Here is a 23,054-nt window from a genome sequence, read left to right on the forward strand (position 1 = left end):
GCAGAAAAGCTTACAGAAGCGTCCTGACGAATACCACGCAAGGAACAGGCAATCCTTCTTAGTCTGGGCTTTTCTGTTAGAATGTTCGGCTTTCTTTAACGACCCAGGTGAGACACTCCATGCAGCCCATGCTGAATATCGCGCTGCGCGCAGCCCGCAGCGCCGCAGAACTGATTTTCCGCTCCATTGAGCGCCTGGATACCATCTCGGTAAACGAGAAAGAAGCCAAGGATTACGTCACAGAAGTCGATCGCGCCGCCGAGCAGAGCATTATTTATGCGCTGCGCAAGGCCTACCCGAATCATGGCTTTCTGGGCGAAGAAGGCGGCCTTATCGAAGGTAGCGGTGAAGGCGCCGATTATTTGTGGATCATTGATCCGCTGGATGGCACCACAAACTTCATCCATGGCATCCCGCACTTCGCGGTGAGCATTGCCTGCAAGTACCGCGGGCGCCTCGAGCACGCCGTAATACTCGATCCAGTTCGCCAGGAAGAGTTCACCGCTAGTCGTGGCCGTGGCGCTGCACTTAACGGTCGACGCCTGCGCGTTAGCCCCCGCAAAAGCCTCGATGGCGCGCTGGTTGCCACTGGCTTTCCGTTTCGCGACACCCAACTCGAAAATCTCGACAACTACCTCGGCATGTTCCGCAGTCTAGTAGGTCAGACCGCCGGCATTCGTCGCGCCGGCTCGGCCAGCCTCGATCTCGCCTATGTGGCGGCTGGTCGCTTCGACGCTTACTGGGAGTTCGGCTTGTCCGAGTGGGATATAGCCGCAGGCGCTCTGCTGATTCAAGAGGCGGGCGGCCTAGTCAGCGACTTCACTGGCGGTCATGAATTCCTTGAAAAAGGACACATCGTTGCCGGCAACACCAAATGCTTCAAAGCCGTCCTCACCGCCATCCAGCCGCACCTCGCACCCTCAATGAAACGCTGAGTTTCATTGCGCATAAAAAAACGCCCCGTAGGGCGTTTTTTATGGCGTGAATTTATTGCGAGGTCGATTGGGGCTGCACTAGCACCAACTGCCCATTGGCGACTGGGATCTGGCGGCCCGGATCGTGATCCATGCGCACCTGACCAACCTTGCCATCCAATTCGTATTTCACGTCATAGGCCGATATTTTATCGCTGGTATCGGTAACGGTATGGCAACGAGTTTCAGTAGTGGAGTAGGTGTCGCGGTTTTGCATGCCTTCTTGCACTTTGTTCCCGGCATAACCACCACCCACTGCCCCGGCGACCGTTGCAATTTTCTTCCCAGTACCGCCGCCGACTTGATTACCTAACAGACCACCCGCAACCGCACCCAAGACGGTACCGGCGATTTGATGCTGATCCTGGACGGGACGCTGCCGGGTAACGGCGACCTCCTTGCAGACCTGCCGAGGAGTCTTGATGGTTTCCTTAACGGGCTCTACAGCCAACACTTCGGCGTAATCGGAATCCCCACCCTTGACCAAACTGTAGGTGGCTACAGCACCGCCAGCAGTAACACCTACCGCTCCCAGCACAGCACCAACGAGCATGGACTTATTCACTTCTACCTCCTGGCTTTTGAATATCCAGCACTAAATGGCTCACTCCCAGCCTTGGAGCATTTGACGGTGAATTGGTTCCTTTATCACCGTCAAACCCAACCACCAAAGCATATGAAATCAATCAGGGACGCTCGTCGACCTCTTCAGCCACAGCAGGTGGAATCAGGTCTTCGACGCGCAGATTCAGCCAGATCAGCACCACGTTTGCGATGTAGATTGACGAATAGGTACCCGCCAAAACACCGATAAACAGAGTGATGGAAAAACCAAACAGGTTATCTCCGCCGAAGAACAGCAAAGCGACAATGGCCAGCAGCGTGGAGATCGACGTCGCCATGGTCCGTAGCAGGGTCTGGGTGGTCGAAATATTGATGTTTTCGATCAGACTAGCCTTGCGCAGTACACGGAAATTTTCCCGCACGCGGTCAAAAACCACGATGGTGTCATTGAGCGAGTAACCAATGATCGCCAAGACCGCTGCCAATACCGTGAGATCGAAAGTGATTTGGAAGTAGGAAATGATCCCCACCGCGACTATCACGTCATGTATCAAGGAAACGATGGCACCTACTGCAAACTTCCACTGAAAGCGGAAGGCCAGATACAACATGATGCCGCCCAACGCCAACAGCATCCCCAGACCACCCTGGTCGCGTAGCTCCTCACCCACCTGCGGACCAACGAACTCGACACGTTTGACCTGTGCAGGGTTGTCCGAAGCAGCTTTCCGCAAGGCCTCGGCTACCTGACTCCCGAGCTTAGGATCCTCGCCCGGCATACGCACCAGCAGATCCGTGGTGGCACCAAAACTCTGCACGACGGCTTCCGAATAACCCGCTTTGACCAGTTGCTCACGCACCTCGCCAAGATTGGCAGGGCGTTCGTAGGTCAGCTCAATCAGCGTACCGCCGGTGAAATCCAGACCGAAGTTCAACCCCTTAGTTACCAAGCTGAACACAGCCAACAGGGTCAGACACAGCGTGACGGCGAACGCAACATTGCGCACGCCCATAAAATTGATCGTACGTTTCATCGCCGCTTCCCCTTAAATCCACAACTTCTTGAAGTCACGACCACCGAATATCAGGTTGACCATACCGCGGGTCACCATGATGGCTGTGAACATCGAAGTAAAAATGCCGAGCGACATGGTCACCGCGAAGCCTTTGACCGGCCCGGTACCCATAGCGAAGAGGATGCCGCCGACCAATAGCGTAGTCAGGTTGGCGTCCAGAATTGCCGTGAAAGCACGATCGAAACCTTCATGAATAGCTCGCTGAACTGGCATGCCGTTGTCTATCTCTTCACGAATACGCGAGAAGATCAGCACGTTGGCGTCCACGGCCATACCCATGGTCAGCACGATACCGGCGATACCCGGGAGCGTCAGTGTCGCGCCTAACAGGGACATGAGCGCCAGCAGCAGCACCATGTTCAACCCCAGCGCGACAGTTGCCAGCACGCCAAAGAAACGATAAATCGCCAGAATGAACAGAGAGACAAAGAGCATGCCCCACAGCGAAGCATCGATACCTTTGGTGATGTTGTCGGCCCCCAGGCTCGGACCAATAGTCCGCTCTTCAGCGAAGTACATTGGCGCCGCCAGCCCACCGGCCCGCAGCAGCAAAGCGAGCTCAGACGATTCACCCTGGCCATTCAACCCAGTGATGCGGAACTGACTACCGAGCGGCGACTGAATAGTCGCCAGACTGATGATCTTCTTCTCTTCTTTGAACGTCGGCACTGCGACTTCTTTTTCAACGCCATCGACCATCTTCTTGACGTAGTGAGTCAGCGGTTTTTGCTCGATGAAAATCACCGCCATGCTGCGCCCGACATTGGTCCGCGTGGCGCGATTCATCAATTCACCACCATGACCATCCAGACGAATGTTCACCTGCGGACGGCCATTTTCGTCGAAGCTCGCCTGCGCATCGGTGACTTGGTCACCGGTGATGATCAGACCACGCTCCAGCGGCACCGGCGGACGACCCGACTCACGAAACTCAAAAGACTCGGTCGTTGCTTTGGTCGCATCCTGGTCAGCGGCAAGGCGGAACTCGAGGTTGGCGGTCTTGCCAAGAATCCGCTTCGCCTCAGCGGTGTCTTGCACGCCTGGTAGCTCAACGACGATACGGTTGGCGCCTTGACGCTGAACCAGCGGCTCCGCCACACCCAGCTCGTTGACTCGGTTACGGACGGTGGTCAAGTTCTGTTTGATCGAGTACTCACGAATCTCAGCCAGCTTGGCGGGAGTCATTTCCAGACGCAGCACCTGCAGACCATTACGCTCTACAGTCGTAACTTGGAAATCCTTGAAGTCCTTGCGGATCAGATCCTGCGCCTTGCTCAACGACTCGTCGTCAGCAAAACCCAGCTGAATCGCGCCGCCACTCTGCGGCAAGCTGCGATAGCGCACACGCTCTTTACGCAGCGCACTCTTGACCTCACCCTCGTAAACCTTACGGCGCGCGTCGAGCGCCTTCTCCATATCCACTTCGAGAAGGAAATGCACACCACCGGAGAGGTCCAAACCAAGCTTCATCGGCGACGCAGCCAGACTGCGCAACCACTGTGGTGTAGTCGGCGCAAGGTTCAGCGCAACTACATAATCGTCACCCAAAACCTTGCGCGCGACCTCTTTGGCCGGCAGCTGATCTTCCTGCTTTGCCAGACGCAACAATGCATCCTTGCCATCCGCCTTCAGGCTGCTTGCCTTGACGGAGATATTGGCCTCAGCCAATGCCTTGCCGATGCGCTCGAGATCAGCCTGCTCGATCTTCAGCGCCGTACTGGCGCCGCTGATTTGAATAGCCGGATCATCGGGATACAGGTTGGGTGCGGAATAAACGAAGCCGATCACCAGCACTGCCAGGATCAACAGGTATTTCCACAGGGGATATTTGTTCAGCATGACGCCGCCCGCTTATGACGCGGGGCGCCTATAGCGCCCCGTCGATTAGGAATAATGTGTGGGTTAGATGGCTTTCAGCGTGCCTTTCGGCAGTGTTGCAGCGATCGCGCCTTTCTGAATTTTCAGTTCTACGGTGTCGGACACCTCGATAACTACAAAGTCATCGGAAACCTTGTTGACCTTACCGGCGATACCACCCGAGGTCACAACTTCGTCACCTTTTTGCAGGCCGCCCAGAAGATTTTTATGCTCCTTGGCACGCTTGGCCTGCGGACGCCAGATCATCAGATAGAAAATCACCAGGAAACCGACCAGGAAAACCCACTCGAAGCCGGCAGCGGGGGCGGCAGCGGCCGGTGCATCAGCAAATGCTGCGGGAATCAAAAAGCTCATAGGGGACTCCTGTTATTAGGTCTTGGAAAGTTTGATTCATCAGGCCAGCGGCGGTGTTTGCAGACCCCGCCGGGTATAGAAGGCATCGACAAAGGCGGCCAATGTACCCTGTTGAATAGCCTCGCGCAAACCAGCCATAAGGCGTTGGTAATGTCGCAAATTATGGATGGTATTCAACATGCTACTGAGCATTTCACCGCACTTGTCCAGGTGGTGTAGATAGGCTCTGGAGAAGTGTTTGCAGGTATAACAATCACAACTTGCATCTAGCGGCGAATCATCGTGACGGTGCACCGCATTACGAATTTTCAATACGCCTGTCTCGGTGAATAAATGACCATTGCGGGCATTGCGAGTAGGCATAACACAGTCGAACATATCGACGCCGCGGCGCACGCCTTCGACCAGATCCTCAGGCTTGCCCACCCCCATTAAATAGCGGGGCTTATCGACTGGCATCTGCCCGGGCAGGTAATCCAGGACGCGGATCATTTCTTCTTTGGGCTCACCGACCGACAAACCACCAATCGCCAATCCATCGAACCCGATCTGATCCAAGCCTTCCAACGAGCGCATGCGCAAATCCTCATGCATGCCACCCTGCACAATGCCAAACAATGCCGCCGTGTTATCGCCGTGGGCGATCTTCGAGCGCTTGGCCCAGCGCAGCGACAGCTCCATGGAGGTACGCGCCACTTGTTCGTCCGCCGGATACGGTGTGCACTCGTCAAAAATCATCACGATGTCCGAGCCCAGATCGCGCTGCACCTGCATCGACTCTTCCGGCCCCATGAACACCTTGCTGCCGTTAACCGGCGAAGCAAAGGTCACGCCCTCCTCCTTGATCTTGCGCATCGCCCCCAGGCTGAACACCTGAAAACCGCCGGAATCGGTAAGGATCGGCCCCTGCCATTGCATGAAGTCATGCAGATCACCCATTCGCTTGATGACCTCGGTACCGGGGCGCAGCCACAAATGAAAGGTATTGCCGAGAATGATCTGCGCACCAATGGCCTCGATGTCCCGCGGCAGCATGCCCTTGACCGTGCCATAGGTGCCGACCGGCATGAATGCCGGCGTCTCTACCACGCCACGCGGGAAGGTCAGTCGTCCACGGCGCGCCTTGCCATCGGTCGCCAACAGCTCGAAGGACATACGGCAGCTACCAGTCATGCTTGTTCCTCTGGCCCACAGGGTGCGGGATTGCGGGTGATGAACATCGCATCACCGTAACTAAAGAAGCGATAACCCTCCGCCACCGCGGCCGCGTAAGCCGCCATGGTTTGCGGATAACCGGCAAACGCGGATACCAGCATCAGCAGCGTGGACTCCGGCAAATGGAAGTTGGTCACCAGCGCATCGACCACATGAAAGGGTCGACCCGGATAAATGAAGATGTCGGTATCGCCACTGAACGCCTTAAGCACCCCGTCACGCGCTGCGCTCTCCAGGGAGCGCACGCTGGTCGTGCCGACGGCGATGACCCGACCACCACGCTGGCGACAAGCAGCAACTGCATCGACCACATCCTGGCTAACTTCCAGCCATTCCCGATGCATGTGGTGATCTTCGATACGCTCGACCCGTACCGGCTGAAAAGTGCCCGCCCCTACATGTAGAGTGACAAATGCCGTGGCAATGCCTTTTGCGCGAATCGACTCGAGCAAATCCTGATCGAAATGCAGACCTGCAGTTGGCGCAGCAACCGCGCCCGCACGCTCGGCATAGACGGTCTGATAGCGCTCACGATCAGCTGCTTCGTCTGGCCGGTCGATATAAGGAGGCAACGGCATGTGACCGACGCGCTCGAGAAGCGGCAACACTTCCTCGGAAAAGCGCAGCTCGAACAAAGCCTCATGGCGCGCCAGCATCGCTGCCGAACCACCACCATCAAGTTTGATCAGCGAGCCCGGCTTCGGCGCCTTACTGGCTCGCACATGAGCCAAGACCCGGTGAGTATCGAGAACCCGCTCGACCAGTATCTCAAGCTTGCCGCCGGACTCCTTGTGGCCAAATAGTCTCGCAGGGATGACCCGAGTGTCATTGAACACCATCAGGTCACCAGGATTTAGGTAGTCGAGTAAGTCGGTAAATTGGCGATGGCGCAATTCACCGCTTTCGCCGTCGAGTACCAGCAAGCGGCTAGCCCGGCGCTCCGCCAGGGGATGCCGAGCGATTAGCGCCTCTGGCAGCTCGAAATTGAAGTCAGCAACACGCATGATGAAGGGTCGTTTCGCAGGGCGGCGAAGTTTAGCGGAAATAGGCAAATTTGACCACGCAAGCCGATTGACCACTGCGTAGGCTATCCCTATACTGCGCGCCGTCTGTGCCCCGGTGGCGGAATCGGTAGACGCGGCGGATTCAAAATCCGTTTTCGAAAGGAGTGGGAGTTCGAGTCTCCCCCGGGGCACCAATTACATATTCACGCATGCACACACATGCAGTGGAAACCCAGATAAACCGGCCATTGAGCCGGTTTTTTTGTGCCTGCATATTCCTGCATGCCCCCGTATATCCGTTGTCTCCGTGTATGCCAGCTTGTATGCTTCTTAAAGCTCATAACTTTGGCATACACAGATGAAGCGTTCAGAGATCAAACGTCGCCCCTTGGCAGACACCGTTCTGGCAAGTCTTGAGCCTGATGCCAAGGTATATCGCGAGCCTGACGGCGAAGGGCTGTATTTCCGAGTCAAGCCCAACGGGGCTAAGTCCTGGGAGCTGCGCTTTAAGGCAACCACCGGCAAATGGTCTTGGCTAGGTATTGGCGGCTATCCAGAGGTTGGCGGTGAACTGGCGCGCAAGAAAGCCAGAGAGAATCGCGATCAACTCAGCAGGGGTATTGATCCCCTTGAGCAAAAGCGCGCCGATAAGGCTGCCACTGAAATAGCCAAGACCCGAACATTCCGCGTCGCGGCTGATGGCTGGCTCAAGGCCAAAGTAGATAAAGGGCTAGCCGACTCCACCTTGAGCAAGATCCGCACCTATCTGGATAAGGACATACTTCCCGCCCTGGGTGACAAGCAGTTGGACGAAATCACCCGCACCGACTGCGCCGCCCTGCAAGCCTCACTCGAAGCGCGCAACGCCCATAACGTTGCCGAGAAGTGCCGCACCTGGGTCAATCAGATATTTGGCCGGGCTATCGGCCTGGGGCTGACGGAGAATGACCCGGCCAGTAGGTTGCGCGATATAGCCGCCCCCACCCCCAAGACCCAGCAGCACCCTCATCTATTGGAGCCCGAGCTGCCGGAGTTCATCCGTGCTCTGAAAACCACCACCAGCCGCCTGCCGGCCAAGACCGCCGCCTGGCTTTGCATCTGGACGGCATCCCGGCCCGGCATGGTTCGCCTGGCTGAATGGTCGGAAATCGACTTCACCGCAGCCACCTGGACGACCCCAGCCGACAAGATGAAGATGCGTCGGGATCATGTGGCACCGCTCCCCCGCCAGGCACTCGATGCCCTGCGCGAACTGCATAGGGTGACTGGCCGTAGCCGCTGGCTGTTCCCCGGCGTCGGGCCAAAGAACCCGACGATCAGCGAAAACACCATCAATAAGGTGTTCGCCGGTATCGGCTACAAAGGCCGCTTGGTCGGGCATGGCACCCGCCACACGGCCAGCACCCTGCTACGCGAAAACGGCTGGCAGAAAGACCACATCGAGGCGCAACTGGCTCACAAGGAAGAAGGCATAGCCGGCATCTACAACAAAGCCCAGTACCTAGAGCAGCGCACGACCATGATGCAATGGTATGCCGACCACCTCGACAAACTGGCAGCCGGCAACGTGGTGGAGATCAGGCGGGCATGAGCACAGAGCAAAAGCGCGGCATCACGTTTTTGCTGCCCAATGGTGAACAACTACAGGAAGACGTGCCATGGCAGGTTGCGAGTGCTCTGCTTGGAGTTACCTGCGAACAACTGGCAGACCCAATTCAAGTTCACGAGGTTCGGCTGCTTGACGACGGCTTCAGCCTCGCCGTGGATGATAAAGATGGTCTATGGCAGACGATTCTGTTCGTCCCCCGCTGGTTCAGCCGCTACCGCAATACAATCTTGAGCCGGCAAGAGCTTGAGCCGAAGGACAGCATTGAGGCTTCGAACATGCTTGTCCTGTTCGTGGTTGCTAGCAATGACTTGGTATCCCGCAGGACACGCAAGCTAATCGAGGCGGGATTAGTGGATTTTGATGATGTAAAGAACGACCTCCCGGAAGTCCTCTTTCATCCCGAGTTCATGCCTTTCTTGGTCGAAAAGTTCTCGGAAGGAATGGCTCCAGCCAATAAATCATGGAAGCAACCCGACCCTGAGCTTGGCCATGAGCTTTATGAGCTGGCTGTAGCGATTCAGGTAAAGGCCGGCAAGCTTTCTTGGAACAAGGCTATGGCTCAGGCGATTGAGCAGCGGCCAGACCTTGTGCCTGCCAGCTGGCGCTCCGACCCTGCTGATAGCCTGAAGAAAGCGACCCAGCGGAGCATTGAGAAATCCCGTTTCTCGCTTAAAGGCTGGCGCAGACCTGGGGACAAATAGAGCAAGTTCTTTGTCCCTGACCAGTTTGGATAAGTCGGAAAAAATGTGAGCACCCCAACACAACGGAGTGCATCCCATTGAAACCTATCCAACTGCAAGACCCTCAGCGCCAGGCATCCGGCCTGTCGCAACTGCTGACCTTCGGCGACGTTTGTAGCCTGCTGCGCAAATCGCGCTCTGGCGTCTACAAGCTGATGACCAGCGATCCCACCTTTCCCAAGCCGGTTAAAGACGGTGATGCACGCTCGGCCCGTGCGTTCTTCGTCGCCAGCGAGATCGCTGCATGGCTGCAATCCAAACTGGACGCGAGGGGGGCGGCATGATGACCCAGACACGAAAAAGCCCGGCGGCAACCGGGCTCAGTCGAAACAACAATCAGCCGTTACACCATAACACCTCCCGCCCCGAGTTTGAATTTCTCCAGACCATGACGGCGACGCTCGGCAAGCTGGATTTTGTGCCGATTGCAGACGGCACCATCCGCCGCTTCCACGTCCCTGACGACAAGGCCGGCACACTAAACGGTTGGTATCTGCTGTTTGCCAATGGCATCGCCTCCGGTTGTTTCGGTAGCTGGAAGGCGGGTAGCTCGCACACCTGGAGCAGTCGCAAGCCTGCCGATCCACTGGAGGCGCAATTAATCGCCCAGCGTATCGAGCAGGCCAGGCGCCAGCGGGAAGCTGAGCGGCACCAGCTCCAGCAACAAGCCGCCGAGAAGGGCAATCGACTCTGGCGTGATGCTCGCCGCGCCGATCCCGATCACCCCTACCTGATCGCCAAGGGCTGCCGACCGCACGCCCTGCGCCAGTTGGGTGATGTGCTGCTGGTGCCGCTGTACCACGCCGGCCAGTTGGTGAACCTGCAACGCATCGGCCCGGATGGGCAAAAGCGCTTTCTGTATGGCGGCATGATGAAGGGCTGTTATTCGCCGCTGGGCAGCATCAAGGACGGTCAACCTTGGTACGCCTGCGAAGGCTGGGCGACTGGGGCAACGATCCACGAAAGCACCGGCCACCCGGTCGCCTGCGCGATGAATGCCGGCAACCTGCTGCTGGTCGGCCTGAAGCTGCGCCACCGCTATCCCGAGGCCGTGCCGATCTTTGCGGGTGATGACGACCGCCAGACCGAGGGCAACCCTGGGCGTACTTCCGCCATCAAAGCCGCCGCCGCGCTCGGTTGCGGGCTGGTGCTGCCGCAGTGGCCGGATGACGCGCCGCTGGAGTTGAGCGACTTCAATGACCTGCGCCAATGGATGGAGGGCCGCCAATGACTGTTGCCGAGTTCCAATTGATCCCCGATCCCGTCATGCCGGAAGCCGAAGATCGCCAAGAAGTCGAAGACCGGGAGGCGGACGATAAGCAGAGCCAGGCGTCACAACTGGTCAAGTTCGTCGAGCAGCGTTTCGAGCTATTCCACGACGAGAACAAGGACGTTTACACCAGCGACCGCAAAACTGGCGAGGTGCGCAACCTGGCATCCCGCCAGTTCCGTGACTGCCTGCTGGCCGGCTTCTACAAGGACACTGGCAAGTCGGCGCGTGACCAGTCGGCTCGCGAGGCGCTGGGCACCCTGGCCGGCATCGGTCGATTCGATGGCGAGCAGCGCCAAGTTAATCTGCGTTTCGCTGGTGCTGCCGGCGATTACTGGCTAGATCTGGCCGTACCTGGCAGTAGCAGTGCCATCCGCTTGCAGCCCGGTCGCTGGGAGATCGTCGAGGCTCCAGAGGTCGCCTTCGTGCGCCCCGAAACCATGCAACCGCTACCCGTGCCGATCCACGGCGGGAGCATTGACGCGCTGTGGGAGGTCGCCAACGTCCCCGAAAACTGCCGCCTGTTGGTGTTGGCCTGGCTAATCGAATGCCTGCGCCCTGATACGCCTTACCCCGTGCTCGAGTTGCTGGGCGAACAGGGCAGCGCCAAGAGCACGACGCAAACGGCACTACGCCGGCTGATCGATCCAAACGCTTGCGACCTACGCGGTGCGCCCAAGTCGGTCGAGGATGTTTTCGTCTCAGCCGGAGCCTGCGCATTGGTGAGCTACGAGAACATTTCGCACCTGCCGGGACAGATGCAGGACGCTTTGTGCGTGCTAGCCACGGGAGGCGGATTCGCCAAGCGCAAGTTGTACAGCGACAGCGAAGAGAGCGTTATCAGCGTCAAGCGCCCGATCATCCTCAACGGCATCGCCGCCGCCGTCACCGCGCAAGACCTTGTAGACCGCGCCATCACCGTCGAGACGCCGGTTATCGTCGAGCGCCGGGAGGTAGCGGGTCTGTGGAGCGAGTACGAAGAAAGGCGCGCTAGTCTGCTGGGGGCGCTGCTGGATATCGCCGCACGGGCGCTGGCCGTCCTGCCGAGCATGAGCCTGCCTGCTGATGATCGTCCGCGCCTTGTCGAGTTCGCACTACTAGGAATGGCGGTCGCCAAGGCCGTCGAGAAAAAGCCGGATGACTTCATGAAGGAGTTCAACGCCAGCAGGCAGGAGAGTCTGGCGCGCACCATCGATGCCAGTCCGGTAGCCGCTGCCGTGGTGGAGCTGATCGAAGCGCGCCCGGAAGGCGTGGCCGCGCCGGCAAAAGAAATCCTTCTGACCCTGGAGCAGTACCGACCGACCGGCTGCGATTCCTGGCCGAAGTCACCAAAGGGGCTGGGCGATGCCTTGCGCCGTGCAGCGCCCGCACTTCGTCAGATGAGTATCGACTGCAAATGTCTGGGCAAAGTCGGCGGCGCCGTGAAGTGGACAGTAAAAAGAAAACTCCCGAAGCAATGTCCTGAAAGTCCTAATGTCCTGGTAAACGATCAAAAAACAGTCAACCAGCAGGACATTAGGACATGCAGGACATTGGGTCAGGAGCTATCCCCCGCGCCCGCGCTTTTCGGAGGTGACATATGAGCGCCGCCGAAGTGTTGGAGATCGCCGAGGCCGAAGGCGTGTCGCTGGTGTTGGAAGGCGACAGGCTGACCTGGAAGGCAGACCACCAACCGCCCGCCGACCTGCTCGCCGAGATCAAGGCGCATCGTCTGGAGATCATCGAAGCACTAACCCCGGCGAACGATTCACCCGAGGCGCTGGCCTGGTTGGGGCGTGTCGCTCGCCTGCTGGGATGCTCGCCGGCCTACCTTCGAGAGCGCGGCTTTATCGACCGTCACGACCTGGAGGAACAACACCGGACGCACCCGCGATTCACGGCCAACCTGATTCGCAGTAACCCGGCATGGATACCGCAGACCGATCACCTGGAGCACCTAGAGCAGCACCAGCCGCAGTACGCCCACCGCACAGCGGCCACCGCATCGCCGGAGTGGATCGCCGCCCGTGATGCCTTCCACGCCCACGCGCTAGGCAACTGCCCGCACTGCCATGCGCCTACGGGGCGTTACTGTGTAACAGGGGCAGAGCTGCGCGCCCGGTATCTGAGCGCGGGCCTTCAATGATTCGCGTGATGGTTCGCGGTTCGCACCAGTTACGCATTACCCCCAAATTCCCAATTGATTTAGGTTCCTGAAATGAGCAGAGCGAAGGAAAAAGACGCGACCGAGGATTACCGCGCCTTAGACGTTCGGTGGCTTCATCGTCGCGGCGCTCTGTTGTCGGGCTATTCCTGTTCGTTGGAGTGGAAACGCCGTGGCGTCGTGGTGGCGTCAATCGGCATTCGCACGGAAAGCCCGACCTGCATACGTCTGCGCTATCAGGCAAAGGTGAGAGGCAAGCCAGAACCGAGGGATTACCCCGTGCCGATCACTTGGACGCCTTGCCACCTTGGAGGGGAGCGCCCGTGGTTCCTGTGCCCATCCTGTGGCCGTCGAGTGGCGAAGCTCTACGGCGGCAGCGAGTTCGCCTGCCGTCACTGCTGGCGCCTGAACTATGCGAGCCAGCAAGCGAACAAACGCGACCGGGCGTCTGACCAGTCATTCAAGCTGCGCGATGCCCTGGGCTGCGATGAGGGATTTCTGTTCACCCCCGCCGAGTTCATTCCCAAGCCGAAGGGTATGCACTGGCGGACGTTCGAGCGGAAGATTGAGCAGCTTAAGCAGGTAGACGCCCGTGCCCTGGAGGATGCCGCCGCTATGCTCGCCAGTATCGAGCGAGGTATGGGCATTTACGCCGCTTCTGTTGATCGTCTTTGACCCATGCCGGAACCTAACAAAACCTAAGATTCAGACCGCCGTGCCCCTTGCTCCCCCGTTTGCGAAACAACCTCATGTAATCGAGTTTCTTTGATCCCTAAAAAGGGACGCGCTGGGAGCATTGGCTGCTGAGAAATGTTGATATTCAGCACGCCAAGACGGTTATGCTCCGCTCGGAAATCATGCAAAAACACCCCAGCAGCCGGCGCCGTGTATGCCAGCTTGTATGCCAACCATAACAACGACGATACAAGCCCCGTATTTACTGGAAAGTTAGCGTCTCCCCCGGCACCATTTTTGAGACTGTCGCAATGGCAGGCTATCTAGTTTTAAAGATCATCTCGCCTTACTTCAACCCTACCGGCACGGCCTTTATCCAGTGGTCAGGTGCCACCCTCAGGGGTTGAATTCATTCTTACTCTTGACGTAGAGTTTCCCCGCTGTGTTTGCATGGGGTCGCTTTGAATCGTGACCTGGTGCAGCAGATCGATAGATTTGCTACATCCCGCTCGACGCCTCTTACTCTCTGCAACCAGTCCAGTTCTCTTCTATATTAAGAGACTGTCATCAACTCTAGTTCCAAGGAAATAAGATATGTCGAATCGTCAGAACGGTACCGTCAAGTGGTTTAACGACGAGAAAGGTTTTGGTTTCATCACTCCTGAAAGCGGTCCGGATCTGTTCGTCCACTTCCGTGCGATCGAAGGCAACGGCTTCAAGAGCCTGAAAGAAGGCCAAAAAGTCAGCTTCGTCGCAGTACAAGGTCAAAAAGGCATGCAGGCCGACCAGGTTCAAGTCCTGGGCTAATCGCCGCTGCGCCGATAGAAGCCCCTGATGGCGACATCAGGGGCTTTTTTATGCCCTCAACTTTGTCACCAGGAACAACACACCGCATGCCCAAGCATTTGCTACGCCCGCAAGGTGAATTTCCCCGCGCGGGCCTACCCCGCCGCCTAGCGGCGATGTTTTACGATGCACTGTTGAGCATTGCCCTGCTGATGGTGGTCACCCTGATTTATAAGATGGTGCAGATCGCCATCTACGGCGAAGCCCGCTTGCGCGAACTGAGCGACTCCGGCGCGCTGGATCACGACCCGCTATTGGCCACCATCCTGGTTCTCTGCCTGTTCGCCTTCTTCGCCAAGTTCTGGACTTACAATGGCCAGACGCTGGGCATGCAGGTGTGGGGAGTTCGCATCCAAAACCTCGACGGCTCAGCAATTGATCTCTGGCAAGCCCTTCTGCGCTTCTTGCTTGCCATACTGTCGTGGCTTTGTGTTGGTTTGGGGTTTCTCTGGATTCTTTGGGATAAGCAGAAACGCAGCTGGCACGACATTTATTCAGACTCGATCGTCGTCCAGCTACCCAAGAGTGCTCACAAGAAATGAAAAAGCCGGCTTATAGCCGGCTTTTTCATTTTATCGCGCGCTCAACCCGCTCTTCGTAGCATCCATATCCCCGCCAAGGCGCAGATACCACTCGGGATTAGCACCGCCAACAAGGGCGAAAAGCCGAACACCAAGCTCGATGGGCCGAGCAGATCCTGAGCGATACGGAACACGAAGCCGACTAACACACCGGTGAACACCCGCTGACCCAAGGTCACCGAGCGCAGTGGACCGAAGATGAACGAAATCGCCATCAGCACTAGCGCCGCCGTCACCAAGGGCTGCAGCAGCTTGCCCCAGAACGCCAGCCAGTAGCGGCCGTTGTTCAGACCCTGCTCAGCTAGGTACTGGATGTAGCGCCACAATCCAGTAACCGAAAGCGCTTCAGGCTCGAGCACAACCGTGCCCAGCAACTGGGGCGTCAGCTGTACATCCCAACGTTCCTCAGGAAGGTTGACCACTTCAGTGCTACTTTCACGAAAATGCGTGGTGGACACCTCATTGAGCTGCCAATGATCGCCCTGATACTGGGCGCGTTTGGCGAAACTGGCCGACTGCAAATGCCGCTGCTCGTCGAACTGGTAGCGGGTCACGCCGTAGAGCAATCCATTCGGTTGCACGGCATTGATATGCACGAACTCATTGCCCTGGCGGTGCCACACACCACGCTTGGCACTCTGCGCTTCACCACCGCCCTGAGCCATCGAGCGACTGGCCTGCGCCAGATTTTCGCTCCACGGCGCGAGGTATTCGCCGATCAGAATGCCGACCATCATCAGCACCAGCATGGGCTTCATCACCGCCCAAACAATGCGACCAACTGAAACGCCGGCAGCGCGCATGATGGTCAATTCGCTGTTGCTAGCCAGATTACCCAAGCCGATCAAGCAGCCGATCAAGGCGGCCATTGGCAGCATGTCGTACACGCGCCGCGGCGTGGTCAGCACCACATACCAGGCGGCATCGAGCAACCCGTAGCCGCCCTCGACATCACCCATCTCGTCGATGAATGCAAACAACAGCGCCAACCCGACGATTACGCCGAGCACGCCAAGAATCGATACGAAGACGCTACTGCCGATATAACGATCCAGCTTAACCATGGGCCACCTCCTGCACTGCTCGACGGGCAGCCCACTTCAGACGTAACGGCTCCCAATACAGCAGCCCCAGGCCAATCACAAAGAAGATCGCGTGCACCCACCACAAACCAAAGGTCAATGGCAGCTTGCCTTTATCCAGCGCGCCACGCACCGCAATCAGCAGCGACAAATAGGCCATATACAGAAGGATTGCCGGCAATAGCTTGAGGAAGCGACCTTGGCGCGGATTGACGCGCGCCAGCGGTACCGCCAACAGCGTCACCACGAACACCAGCAGCGGGATGGATAAGCGCCACTGCAATTCGGCTTCATGGCGAGGATCGTCGCTACCCAATAATTCGCTGGTGGGAATCGCCTCGCGCTCGCTGATTTCACCGCTCACTTCCGGACGCTGCAACAGAATGCCGTAGGTGTCGTATTGGATCGCACGGTAATCAGCTTTGCCCGGATTGCCGTCGTAGCGGAAACCATTGTCGAGAATCAGGTAACGGGAACCATCTGCGTGCACTTCCTGGCGACCTTTTTCGGCAATCAGCACGGTGATACCGCGCTCCTTGTCACCGTCGCGCGAGAGGCGTTTGTCGGAGATGAAAATCCCGCCGAGCTCGCTACTATCCTTGCTCATGTCTTGTACATAAGTGACGCGGGAGCCGTTCTTCATCGATTGAAAGCGACCCGGCACCAAGGTATCGAATTCGGTCAACGCGTCCTGCTCGTTGAGGATGCGTGCCACCTGCGCCACGCCTTGCGGCGCCAGCCCCATGCTCAGCCAGGCCACCAGCAGCGCCACCAAAGTCGCCGGCACCAACGTATAGCCGAGCAAACGTTGTTGGCTCATGCCAGTAGCCGACAGTACGGTCATTTCGCTATCGAGATACAAACGCCCGTACGCCAGCAAAATGCCGAGGAACAGACCCAGCGGCAGGATCAACTGCAGGAAGCCGGGAATGCGGAAACCCATGATCATGAACAGCACGCCCGGATCGAGCGCACCCGAGGCTGCTTGGGCCAGATATTTGATGAAACGCCCGCTCATGATGATAACCAGGAGCACGGCGCTGACTGCGCTCAGAGTGATCAGCAGTTCTCGGGACAGATAACGGAAGACAATCAAACCAAGACGCTCCAGGGTTGTCAGGCTCAAGCGGCTACGCTCAAACTAGCCGCTTGTTGCCGGCCCGCCTGTAGCGGACCACGAAATGCCCGGCATTATCCTGCAATACCGACTCGTTGTCTTGGGGACACAGCTCATGGAATTCCTCGTCAAAAGCGTTCGTCCGGAAACCCTGAAAACCGCCACGCTGGTGATTGCGATTGGCGAAGGCCGCAAGCTCGGCGAGCTTGCCAAGGCTGTCGACACCGCCAGCGCCGGCGCGATCAGCGCCTTACTCAAGCGCGGCGACTTGGCCGGCAAGGTGGGCCAAACCCTGTTGCTGCATAGCCTGCCCAACCTCAAGGCCGAGCGCGTCCTGCTAGTCGGTAGCGGTAAGGGCGAGTTATCCGACCGCCAGTACCGCAAATTGGTTGCGGCGGTGCTCGCCAACCTGAAAGGGCTGGGCGGCAGCGATGCAGTCGTGGCACTTGGTGAACTAACGGTCAAAGGGCGCGATGCTTACGGCAAAGCCCGCCTGTTGGTGGAAACGCTGGCCGATGGCGGCTATGTATTCGACCGTTTCAAGAGCCAGAAAGCCGAGCCGCGCGCACTGAAGAAAATCACCCTGATCGCCGACAAGGCACAGCTGGCCGACGTCGAGCGCGGCAGCCTGCATGCCCAGGCGATCGCCAGCGGCATGGCCTTCACCCGTGACCTCGGCAACCTGCCACCGAATATCTGCCAACCGAGCTTCCTCGCCGAGGAAGCCAAGGCGCTGGGCAAGGCTCACAAGAATCTCAAAGTCGAAATCCTGGACGAGAAAAAGCTCGCCGCACTTGGCGCCGGGGCATTCCTCGCCGTCGCCCAAGGCAGCGACCAGCCGCCGCGGATGATCGTCCTGCAATACACCGGTGGTGCCAAGGATGACAAACCCTTCGCCCTGGTTGGCAAGGGCATCACCTTCGATACGGGCGGCATCAGCCTCAAGCCCGGCCTCGGTATGGACGAGATGAAGTACGACATGTGCGGCGCCGCCAGCGTCCTCGGGACCCTGCGCGCCGTGCTCGAACTGCAGCTGCCGATCAACCTGGTATGCCTGCTCGCCTGCGCCGAGAACATGCCCAGCGGCGGCGCCACCCGGCCGGGCGATATCGTCACGACCATGAGCGGACAGACCGTGGAGATCCTCAACACCGACGCCGAAGGTCGTCTGGTGCTGTGCGACACCCTGACCTACGCCGAACGTTTCAACCCCCAAGCGGTGATCGACATCGCCACCCTCACCGGCGCCTGTATCGTCGCCCTGGGCAGCAACACCTCGGGCTTGATGGGCAACAACGATGCGCTGGTCCGGCAGCTGCTCAAGGCTGGCGAACACGCCGACGACCGTGCCTGGCAGTTGCCGCTATTCGATGAATATCAGGAACAGCTGGATAGCCCGTTCGCCGACATCGCCAATATTGGCGGACCGAAAGCCGGCACCATCACCGCTGGTTGCTTCCTGTCGCGCTTCGCCAAAAAGTACCACTGGGCGCACCTGGACATCGCCGGTACCGCCTGGATCAGCGGTGGCAAGGACAAAGGTGCTACCGGCCGACCGGTACCGCTGCTGACCCAATACCTGCTGGATCGCGCCAAGGTTTAAAATCTCGTAGGGGCGGCTCCTGGCCGCGACCGCGCTTTTCGCGGCCTTCGGGCCGCTCCTACAGAGCACTGTGAATGCTTCGAATCGAGTTTTACGTCCTCTCCTCAGCCAGCCCCGCAGACCGTCTGCGGGCGGCCTGTCAGTTGGCCATGAAAGCCTGGCGCCATGGTTTGCCAGTCTTCATACGCTGTCAGGACGAGGCGCAAAGCCTTGAGCTGGACGAATTGCTGTGGCGTTTCAAGGCGGAAACCTTCGTGCCGCACAACCTGCATGCCGATGATCCCCAAGCGCCGGTTGTCCTGGGTCTGGATGAGCCGCCAGCGAGCCGCAATGGCCTGCTGATCAACCTGCAGACGACTATCTCGCCACACCTCGAATACTTCAGCCGGGTGATCGAAATCGTCAATCAACAAGCGGATTTGCTGACCGCCTGCCGGGAGAATTTCCGCCTCTACCGTCAGCGCGGCTATGATCCCAAGCGTGTAGAACTGTAAATCCCGTCATGGACACTCCAAAACCGCCGCAAAAAACCACCCATCTGCTCGATGATCTCGAGTCGATCCGGCAACTGCTCGACGAGGGCGTGGAACCGCCGTTGCTGACCGAAACAGTCGACGCCGATGGCATTCCCGTGCTATCCGAAATCGTCGCTGCGCCCACTCCCGAACGTGTCGCGCCGGCCACGCCATCGAGCCAGCAGCCCAGCGCCAAACCCTCCGGCAGCGAGCTCAAGCGTCTTGACGATGAATTACGGGCCGCCGCCCAGCTTCTGCTCCAGGACGTGATCGACGATTTCGTGCCGCAGATCGAAGCCGAACTCAAACGCCGCCTCGAAGTCCGCCTCGAGCGCCTGCTCAGCCAGCGCAAACCCTGACACCGAGCGGTAACCGCGAGTAAGTGCAGGCCCGCTCGGCCTTGGCGCGCGGCGGAAACCCATAAACCCACCAATAACGGTTTGCCTTTATACTTGCCGGCTTTCCGTTTATCAGCCTTCGGTCCCGCCGCACATGGACAAGACCTACCAGCCGCACGCCATTGAAACTTCCTGGTACCAGACCTGGGAGAAGAACAATTACTTCGCCCCACAAGGTTCCGGCGAGCCCTACACCATCATGATCCCGCCGCCGAACGTCACCGGCAGCCTGCACATGGGCCATGGCTTCAACAACGCGATCATGGATGCGCTGATCCGCTTCCGCCGCATGCAGGGCCGCAACACCCTGTGGCAGCCGGGCACCGACCACGCGGGCATCGCCACGCAGATGGTGGTCGAGCGCCAACTGGCCGCCGACGGCATCGGCCGCCATGACCTGGGCCGCGAGAAGTTCCTGGAGAAGGTCTGGGAGTGGAAGGAACAGTCCGGCGGCACCATCACCCGGCAGATCCGCCGCCTGGGCTCCTCCGTGGACTGGTCGCGCGAGCGCTTCACCATGGACGAGGGCCTCTCGGAAGCAGTGAAGGAAGCCTTTGTGCGCCTGCACCAGGACGGCCTGATCTACCGTGGCAAGCGCCTGGTCAACTGGGACACCAAGTTCCACACCGCCATCTCCGACCTCGAAGTGGAAAACCACGACGAGAAGGGCCACCTGTGGAACCTGCGTTACCCGCTGGCCGACGGTAATAAAACCGCCGACGGCAAGGACTACCTGATCGTCGCCACCACCCGCCCGGAAACCATGCTCGGCGACGCCGCCGTGGCCGTGCACCCGGAAGATGAGCGCTACAAGGCCCTGATCGGCACCTTCGTCGAGCTGCCCCTGGTCGGCCGGCGCATCCCGATCATCGCCGACGACTACTGCGACCCCGAGTTCGGCACCGGCTGCGTGAAGATCACCCCGGCCCACGACTTCAACGACTACGAAGTCGGCAAGCGCCACAACCTGCCGCTGCTCAATATCTTCGACAAGAACGCCGAAGTGCTGGCCACTGCCCAGGTGTTCAACGTCGACGGCAGCGTCAACGCCGAGATCGACGGCAGCCTGCCGACCGACTACGCCGGCCTCGACCGTTTCGTCGCGCGCAAGCAGATAGTCGCCGCCTTCGAGGCCGCCGGCCTGCTGGAGAAGATCGACGACCACGCCCTGAAAGTACCGAAGGGCGACCGCTCCGGCACCATCATCGAGCCGTGGCTGACCGACCAGTGGTATGTCTCCACTAAACCTTTGGCGGAAAAAGCCATCGCCGTGGTCGAGAGCGGCGAGATCCAGTTCGTGCCCAAGCAGTACGAGAACATGTACTTCAGCTGGATGCGCGACATCCAGGACTGGTGCATCAGCCGTCAGCTCTGGTGGGGCCACCGCATCCCGGCCTGGTACGACGACGCCGGCAACGTCTACGTCGGCCGCGACGAGGCGGAAGTGCGCGCCAAGCACAACCTCGGCGACGCCAACCTGCGCCAGGACGAAGACGTGCTGGACACCTGGTTCAGCTCCGGCCTGTGGACCTTCTCCACCCTCGGCTGGCCGCAGCAGACCGACTTCCTCAAGACCTTCCACCCCACCGACGTGCTGGTCACCGGTTTCGATATCATCTTCTTCTGGGTCGCCCGGATGATCATGCTGTCCACCCACCTGACCGGGCAGATCCCGTTCAAGACCGTGTACGTGCACGGCCTGGTGCGCGATGGCCAGGGCCAGAAGATGTCCAAGTCCAAGGGCAACGTGCTCGACCCGCTGGATATAGTCGACGGCATCACCCTCGACGAGCTGCTGGAGAAGCGCACCACCGGCCTGATGCAGCCCAAGCTGGCCGAGAAGATCGCCAAGCAGACCCGCGCCGAGTTCCCCGACGGCATCGCCGCCTACGGCACCGACGCCCTGCGCTTCACCAACCTGGCGCTGGCCTCCACCGGCCGCGACATCAAGTTCGACATGGGTCGCGTCGAGGGTTACCGCAACTTCTGCAACAAGCTGTGGAACGCCGCCAACTTCGTCCTCGAGAACACCGATGGCCAGGACACCGGCATCAATGGCGAAGCGGTGGAGCTGTCCTCGGTGGACCGCTGGATCATCTCCCAGCTGCAGCGCACCGAGGCCGACGTGACCCGGCACCTCGACGGTTTCCGCTTCGACCTGGCCGCCCAGTCGCTCTACGAGTTCGTCTGGGACCAGTACTGCGCCTGGTACCTGGAGCTGGTCAAGCCGGTGCTGTGGGACGAAAACGCCCCGGCCGAGCGCCAGCGCGGCACCCGCCGCACGCTGATCCGCGTGCTGGAAGTGGTTCTGCGCCTGGCCCACCCGTTTATGCCCTTTATCACCGAAGAAATCTGGCAGCGGATCAAGGCCCAGGCTGGCGTCAGCGGCGACACCATCATGCTGCAGGCCTGGCCGGTGGCGAACGAGAGCCGCATCGACGCCGCCGCCGAAGGCGACATCGAGTGGGTCAAGCAGCTGATGCTCGGCGTACGGCAGATCCGTGGCGAGATGAAGATCTCCATGGCCAAGCGCATCGACATCATCGTCGCCAACGCCAGCGCCGAAGACCTGCGCCGCCTCAACGACAACGCACCGCTGCTCAACAAGCTGGCCAAGCTGGAGTCGGTACGCGTGCTGGCGGCTGGCGAAGAAGCGCCAATGTCCGCCACCGCCCTGGTCGGCGAGATGCAGGTGCTGGTGCCGATGGCTGGGCTGATCGACAAGGATGCCGAGTTGGCGCGTCTGGACAAGGAAATCCAGCGCCTGGACGGCGAGGTCAAGCGCGTCGGCGGCAAGTTGGCCAACGAAGGCTTCGTCGCCAAAGCGCCGGCCGAAGTGCTCGACAAGGAGCGCGCCAAGCTGGCCGAGGCCGAACAGGCCCTGGGCAAGCTGGTCGAGCAGCGCGAGAAGATCGCCAATCTGTAAGCTACACCTAACGAGCACAAGGCCCGCAATTGCGGGCCTTGTGCTATCTGGCCGTAGGAGCGAATTTATTCGCGATGCTACCCGCCGAATCGCGAATAAATTCGCTCCTACGACCGCTCTCCGGATGGATAACCGCAAGGACTCGCCCATGGAAGTCAGCAAAACTAAAACCAGCTTCTACCGCCGCCTGTACGTCGCCTGGCTGATCGACAGCGGAACCGCGCCCAGCGTAGCGGCGCTGATGGCCGCCACCGGCATGCCCCGGCGTACCGCACAGGACACCTTGGCCGCGCTGGCCGATCTGGATATCGACTGCCAGTTCGTGCAGCAAGCGGGCGAGCGCAACAACGCCGGACACTACGAAATCCGTGACTGGGGCGCGGTGGACAAACACTGGATCGCCGCCCACCTGAGTACCATCAAAACGGTGCTCGGCTACCCCTGAGGGTACCGACCAAGCCCGAGCCGCAGACGACGCGCTGCG

The 23,054-nt window shown here is 59.2% G+C and carries 23 protein-coding genes and 1 tRNA gene; 16 read left to right on the forward strand and 8 right to left on the reverse strand.

The window, feature by feature from the left end; genetic code table 11:
• Positions 1–119: 119 nt before the first annotated feature.
• Positions 120–935, forward strand: coding sequence for an inositol-phosphate phosphatase (suhB, locus tag NVV93_RS14530; protein WP_258251344.1), 816 nt, complete (start codon positions 120–122; stop codon positions 933–935).
• A 52-nt stretch (positions 936–987) separates the two neighbouring features.
• Here suhB and NVV93_RS14535 read toward each other — a convergent pair whose 3' ends face one another.
• From NVV93_RS14535 to queA, 6 genes are all read right to left on the reverse strand, one after another.
• Positions 988–1,539, reverse strand: coding sequence for a glycine zipper 2TM domain-containing protein (locus NVV93_RS14535; protein WP_258251345.1), 552 nt, complete (start codon positions 1,537–1,539; stop codon positions 988–990).
• 121 nt (positions 1,540–1,660) lie between these two features.
• A complete protein-coding gene (secF, locus tag NVV93_RS14540) occupies positions 1,661–2,572 on the reverse strand; it encodes a protein translocase subunit SecF (RefSeq protein ID WP_258251346.1) in 912 nt (303 codons plus the stop codon).
• A 12-nt stretch (positions 2,573–2,584) separates the two neighbouring features.
• Positions 2,585–4,453 (reverse strand): protein translocase subunit SecD, encoded by a 1,869-nt coding sequence (secD, locus tag NVV93_RS14545; RefSeq protein WP_258251347.1) that lies wholly within the window; start codon positions 4,451–4,453, stop codon positions 2,585–2,587.
• A gap of 63 nt (positions 4,454–4,516) precedes the next feature.
• Positions 4,517–4,846: a preprotein translocase subunit YajC gene (gene yajC / locus NVV93_RS14550; RefSeq protein WP_258251348.1), complete on the reverse strand. Its 330-nt coding sequence runs from the start codon at positions 4,844–4,846 to the stop codon at positions 4,517–4,519.
• 39 nt (positions 4,847–4,885) lie between these two features.
• Complete coding sequence (gene tgt, locus NVV93_RS14555; RefSeq protein WP_258251349.1) at positions 4,886–6,001, reverse strand: tRNA guanosine(34) transglycosylase Tgt; 1,116 nt, start codon at positions 5,999–6,001, stop codon at positions 4,886–4,888.
• Between the two features lie 14 nt (positions 6,002–6,015).
• Entirely contained in the window at positions 6,016–7,065 is a 1,050-nt protein-coding gene (gene queA / locus NVV93_RS14560; protein ID WP_258254381.1) for a tRNA preQ1(34) S-adenosylmethionine ribosyltransferase-isomerase QueA, read from the reverse strand.
• A gap of 109 nt (positions 7,066–7,174) precedes the next feature.
• Between queA and NVV93_RS14565 the strand changes: the two genes are divergently transcribed.
• The 10 genes from NVV93_RS14565 (at position 7,175) to NVV93_RS14610 (ending at position 14,890) form a co-directional block, all read left to right on the forward strand.
• A tRNA-Leu gene (locus tag NVV93_RS14565) sits at positions 7,175–7,259 on the forward strand.
• 164 nt (positions 7,260–7,423) lie between these two features.
• A complete protein-coding gene (locus NVV93_RS14570; RefSeq protein WP_258251350.1) occupies positions 7,424–8,656 on the forward strand; it encodes a tyrosine-type recombinase/integrase in 1,233 nt (410 codons plus the stop codon).
• On the forward strand, positions 8,653–9,375 hold the full coding sequence (locus NVV93_RS14575) for a hypothetical protein (RefSeq protein WP_258251351.1): 723 nt from the start codon (positions 8,653–8,655) through the stop codon (positions 9,373–9,375). The genes NVV93_RS14570 and NVV93_RS14575 overlap by 4 nt, the downstream gene beginning before the upstream one ends.
• 77 nt (positions 9,376–9,452) lie before the next feature.
• Entirely contained in the window at positions 9,453–9,698 is a 246-nt protein-coding gene (locus NVV93_RS14580; protein ID WP_258251352.1) for an AlpA family transcriptional regulator, read from the forward strand.
• A gap of 104 nt (positions 9,699–9,802) precedes the next feature.
• A complete protein-coding gene (locus NVV93_RS14585; RefSeq protein WP_258254382.1) occupies positions 9,803–10,645 on the forward strand; it encodes a toprim domain-containing protein in 843 nt (280 codons plus the stop codon).
• Positions 10,646–10,680: 35 nt separating this feature from the next.
• Complete coding sequence (locus NVV93_RS14590; protein WP_258251353.1) at positions 10,681–12,267, forward strand: hypothetical protein; 1,587 nt, start codon at positions 10,681–10,683, stop codon at positions 12,265–12,267.
• A complete protein-coding gene (locus tag NVV93_RS14595; protein ID WP_258251354.1) occupies positions 12,264–12,809 on the forward strand; it encodes a hypothetical protein in 546 nt (181 codons plus the stop codon). Before NVV93_RS14590 ends, NVV93_RS14595 begins: the two co-directional genes overlap by 4 nt.
• A 72-nt stretch (positions 12,810–12,881) precedes the next feature.
• Positions 12,882–13,502 carry a hypothetical protein gene (locus NVV93_RS14600; RefSeq protein ID WP_258251355.1) on the forward strand — a complete coding sequence of 207 codons (621 nt, stop codon included), beginning with the start codon at positions 12,882–12,884 and terminating at the stop codon, positions 13,500–13,502.
• Positions 13,503–14,096: 594 nt separating this feature from the next.
• A complete protein-coding gene (locus tag NVV93_RS14605; protein WP_003459665.1) occupies positions 14,097–14,309 on the forward strand; it encodes a cold-shock protein in 213 nt (70 codons plus the stop codon).
• Between the two features lie 86 nt (positions 14,310–14,395).
• Positions 14,396–14,890, forward strand: coding sequence for an RDD family protein (locus NVV93_RS14610; protein WP_258251356.1), 495 nt, complete (start codon positions 14,396–14,398; stop codon positions 14,888–14,890).
• Between the two features lie 41 nt (positions 14,891–14,931).
• Here NVV93_RS14610 and lptG read toward each other — a convergent pair whose 3' ends face one another.
• Positions 14,932–15,993, reverse strand: coding sequence for an LPS export ABC transporter permease LptG (lptG, locus tag NVV93_RS14615; RefSeq protein ID WP_258251357.1), 1,062 nt, complete (start codon positions 15,991–15,993; stop codon positions 14,932–14,934).
• Complete coding sequence (gene lptF / locus NVV93_RS14620) at positions 15,986–17,107, reverse strand: LPS export ABC transporter permease LptF (protein ID WP_258254383.1); 1,122 nt, start codon at positions 17,105–17,107, stop codon at positions 15,986–15,988. The genes lptG and lptF overlap by 8 nt, the downstream gene beginning before the upstream one ends.
• Positions 17,108–17,243: 136 nt before the next feature.
• On the opposite strand from lptF, the gene NVV93_RS14625 reads away from it, so the two are divergent.
• The 5 genes from NVV93_RS14625 (at position 17,244) to NVV93_RS14645 (ending at position 23,015) form a co-directional block, all read left to right on the forward strand.
• Positions 17,244–18,731 (forward strand): leucyl aminopeptidase, encoded by a 1,488-nt coding sequence (locus NVV93_RS14625; protein ID WP_258251358.1) that lies wholly within the window; start codon positions 17,244–17,246, stop codon positions 18,729–18,731.
• 74 nt (positions 18,732–18,805) lie between these two features.
• Positions 18,806–19,225, forward strand: coding sequence for a DNA polymerase III subunit chi (locus tag NVV93_RS14630; RefSeq protein WP_258251359.1), 420 nt, complete (start codon positions 18,806–18,808; stop codon positions 19,223–19,225).
• A gap of 8 nt (positions 19,226–19,233) precedes the next feature.
• Positions 19,234–19,605 carry a DNA polymerase III subunit chi gene (locus NVV93_RS14635; RefSeq protein ID WP_258251360.1) on the forward strand — a complete coding sequence of 124 codons (372 nt, stop codon included), beginning with the start codon at positions 19,234–19,236 and terminating at the stop codon, positions 19,603–19,605.
• 133 nt (positions 19,606–19,738) lie between these two features.
• On the forward strand, positions 19,739–22,570 hold the full coding sequence (locus NVV93_RS14640; RefSeq protein WP_258251361.1) for a valine--tRNA ligase: 2,832 nt from the start codon (positions 19,739–19,741) through the stop codon (positions 22,568–22,570).
• Between the two features lie 148 nt (positions 22,571–22,718).
• The gene (locus NVV93_RS14645; RefSeq protein WP_258251362.1) at positions 22,719–23,015 is read left to right on the forward strand and encodes a winged helix-turn-helix domain-containing protein; all 297 of its coding nucleotides are present in this window, start codon (positions 22,719–22,721) and stop codon (positions 23,013–23,015) included.
• Positions 23,016–23,054: the final 39 nt, after the last annotated feature.

Source organism: Pseudomonas sp. LS44, assembly GCF_024730785.1.
In the GTDB taxonomy this organism is placed as follows: Bacteria; Pseudomonadota; Gammaproteobacteria; order Pseudomonadales; family Pseudomonadaceae; genus Aquipseudomonas.

Coding starts and splice junctions, on each gene's coding strand:
- suhB (WP_258251344.1), top strand. CDS start 120: ATGCAGCCCATGCTGAATATCGCGCTGCGCGCAGCCCGCAGCGCCGCA.
- secF (WP_258251346.1), bottom strand. CDS start 2,572: ATGAAACGTACGATCAATTTTATGGGCGTGCGCAATGTTGCGTTCGCC.
- secD (WP_258251347.1), bottom strand. CDS start 4,453: ATGCTGAACAAATATCCCCTGTGGAAATACCTGTTGATCCTGGCAGTG.
- yajC (WP_258251348.1), bottom strand. CDS start 4,846: ATGAGCTTTTTGATTCCCGCAGCATTTGCTGATGCACCGGCCGCTGCC.
- tgt (WP_258251349.1), bottom strand. CDS start 6,001: ATGTCCTTCGAGCTGTTGGCGACCGATGGCAAGGCGCGCCGTGGACGA.
- queA (WP_258254381.1), bottom strand. CDS start 7,065: ATGCGTGTTGCTGACTTCAATTTCGAGCTGCCAGAGGCGCTAATCGCT.
- NVV93_RS14570 (WP_258251350.1), top strand. CDS start 7,424: ATGAAGCGTTCAGAGATCAAACGTCGCCCCTTGGCAGACACCGTTCTG.
- NVV93_RS14575 (WP_258251351.1), top strand. CDS start 8,653: ATGAGCACAGAGCAAAAGCGCGGCATCACGTTTTTGCTGCCCAATGGT.
- NVV93_RS14585 (WP_258254382.1), top strand. CDS start 9,803: ATGACGGCGACGCTCGGCAAGCTGGATTTTGTGCCGATTGCAGACGGC.
- NVV93_RS14590 (WP_258251353.1), top strand. CDS start 10,681: ATGCCGGAAGCCGAAGATCGCCAAGAAGTCGAAGACCGGGAGGCGGAC.
- NVV93_RS14595 (WP_258251354.1), top strand. CDS start 12,264: ATGAGCGCCGCCGAAGTGTTGGAGATCGCCGAGGCCGAAGGCGTGTCG.
- NVV93_RS14600 (WP_258251355.1), top strand. CDS start 12,882: ATGAGCAGAGCGAAGGAAAAAGACGCGACCGAGGATTACCGCGCCTTA.
- NVV93_RS14605 (WP_003459665.1), top strand. CDS start 14,097: ATGTCGAATCGTCAGAACGGTACCGTCAAGTGGTTTAACGACGAGAAA.
- NVV93_RS14610 (WP_258251356.1), top strand. CDS start 14,396: ATGCCCAAGCATTTGCTACGCCCGCAAGGTGAATTTCCCCGCGCGGGC.
- lptG (WP_258251357.1), bottom strand. CDS start 15,993: ATGGTTAAGCTGGATCGTTATATCGGCAGTAGCGTCTTCGTATCGATT.
- NVV93_RS14625 (WP_258251358.1), top strand. CDS start 17,244: ATGGAATTCCTCGTCAAAAGCGTTCGTCCGGAAACCCTGAAAACCGCC.
- NVV93_RS14630 (WP_258251359.1), top strand. CDS start 18,806: ATGCTTCGAATCGAGTTTTACGTCCTCTCCTCAGCCAGCCCCGCAGAC.
- NVV93_RS14635 (WP_258251360.1), top strand. CDS start 19,234: ATGGACACTCCAAAACCGCCGCAAAAAACCACCCATCTGCTCGATGAT.
- NVV93_RS14640 (WP_258251361.1), top strand. CDS start 19,739: ATGGACAAGACCTACCAGCCGCACGCCATTGAAACTTCCTGGTACCAG.
- NVV93_RS14645 (WP_258251362.1), top strand. CDS start 22,719: ATGGAAGTCAGCAAAACTAAAACCAGCTTCTACCGCCGCCTGTACGTC.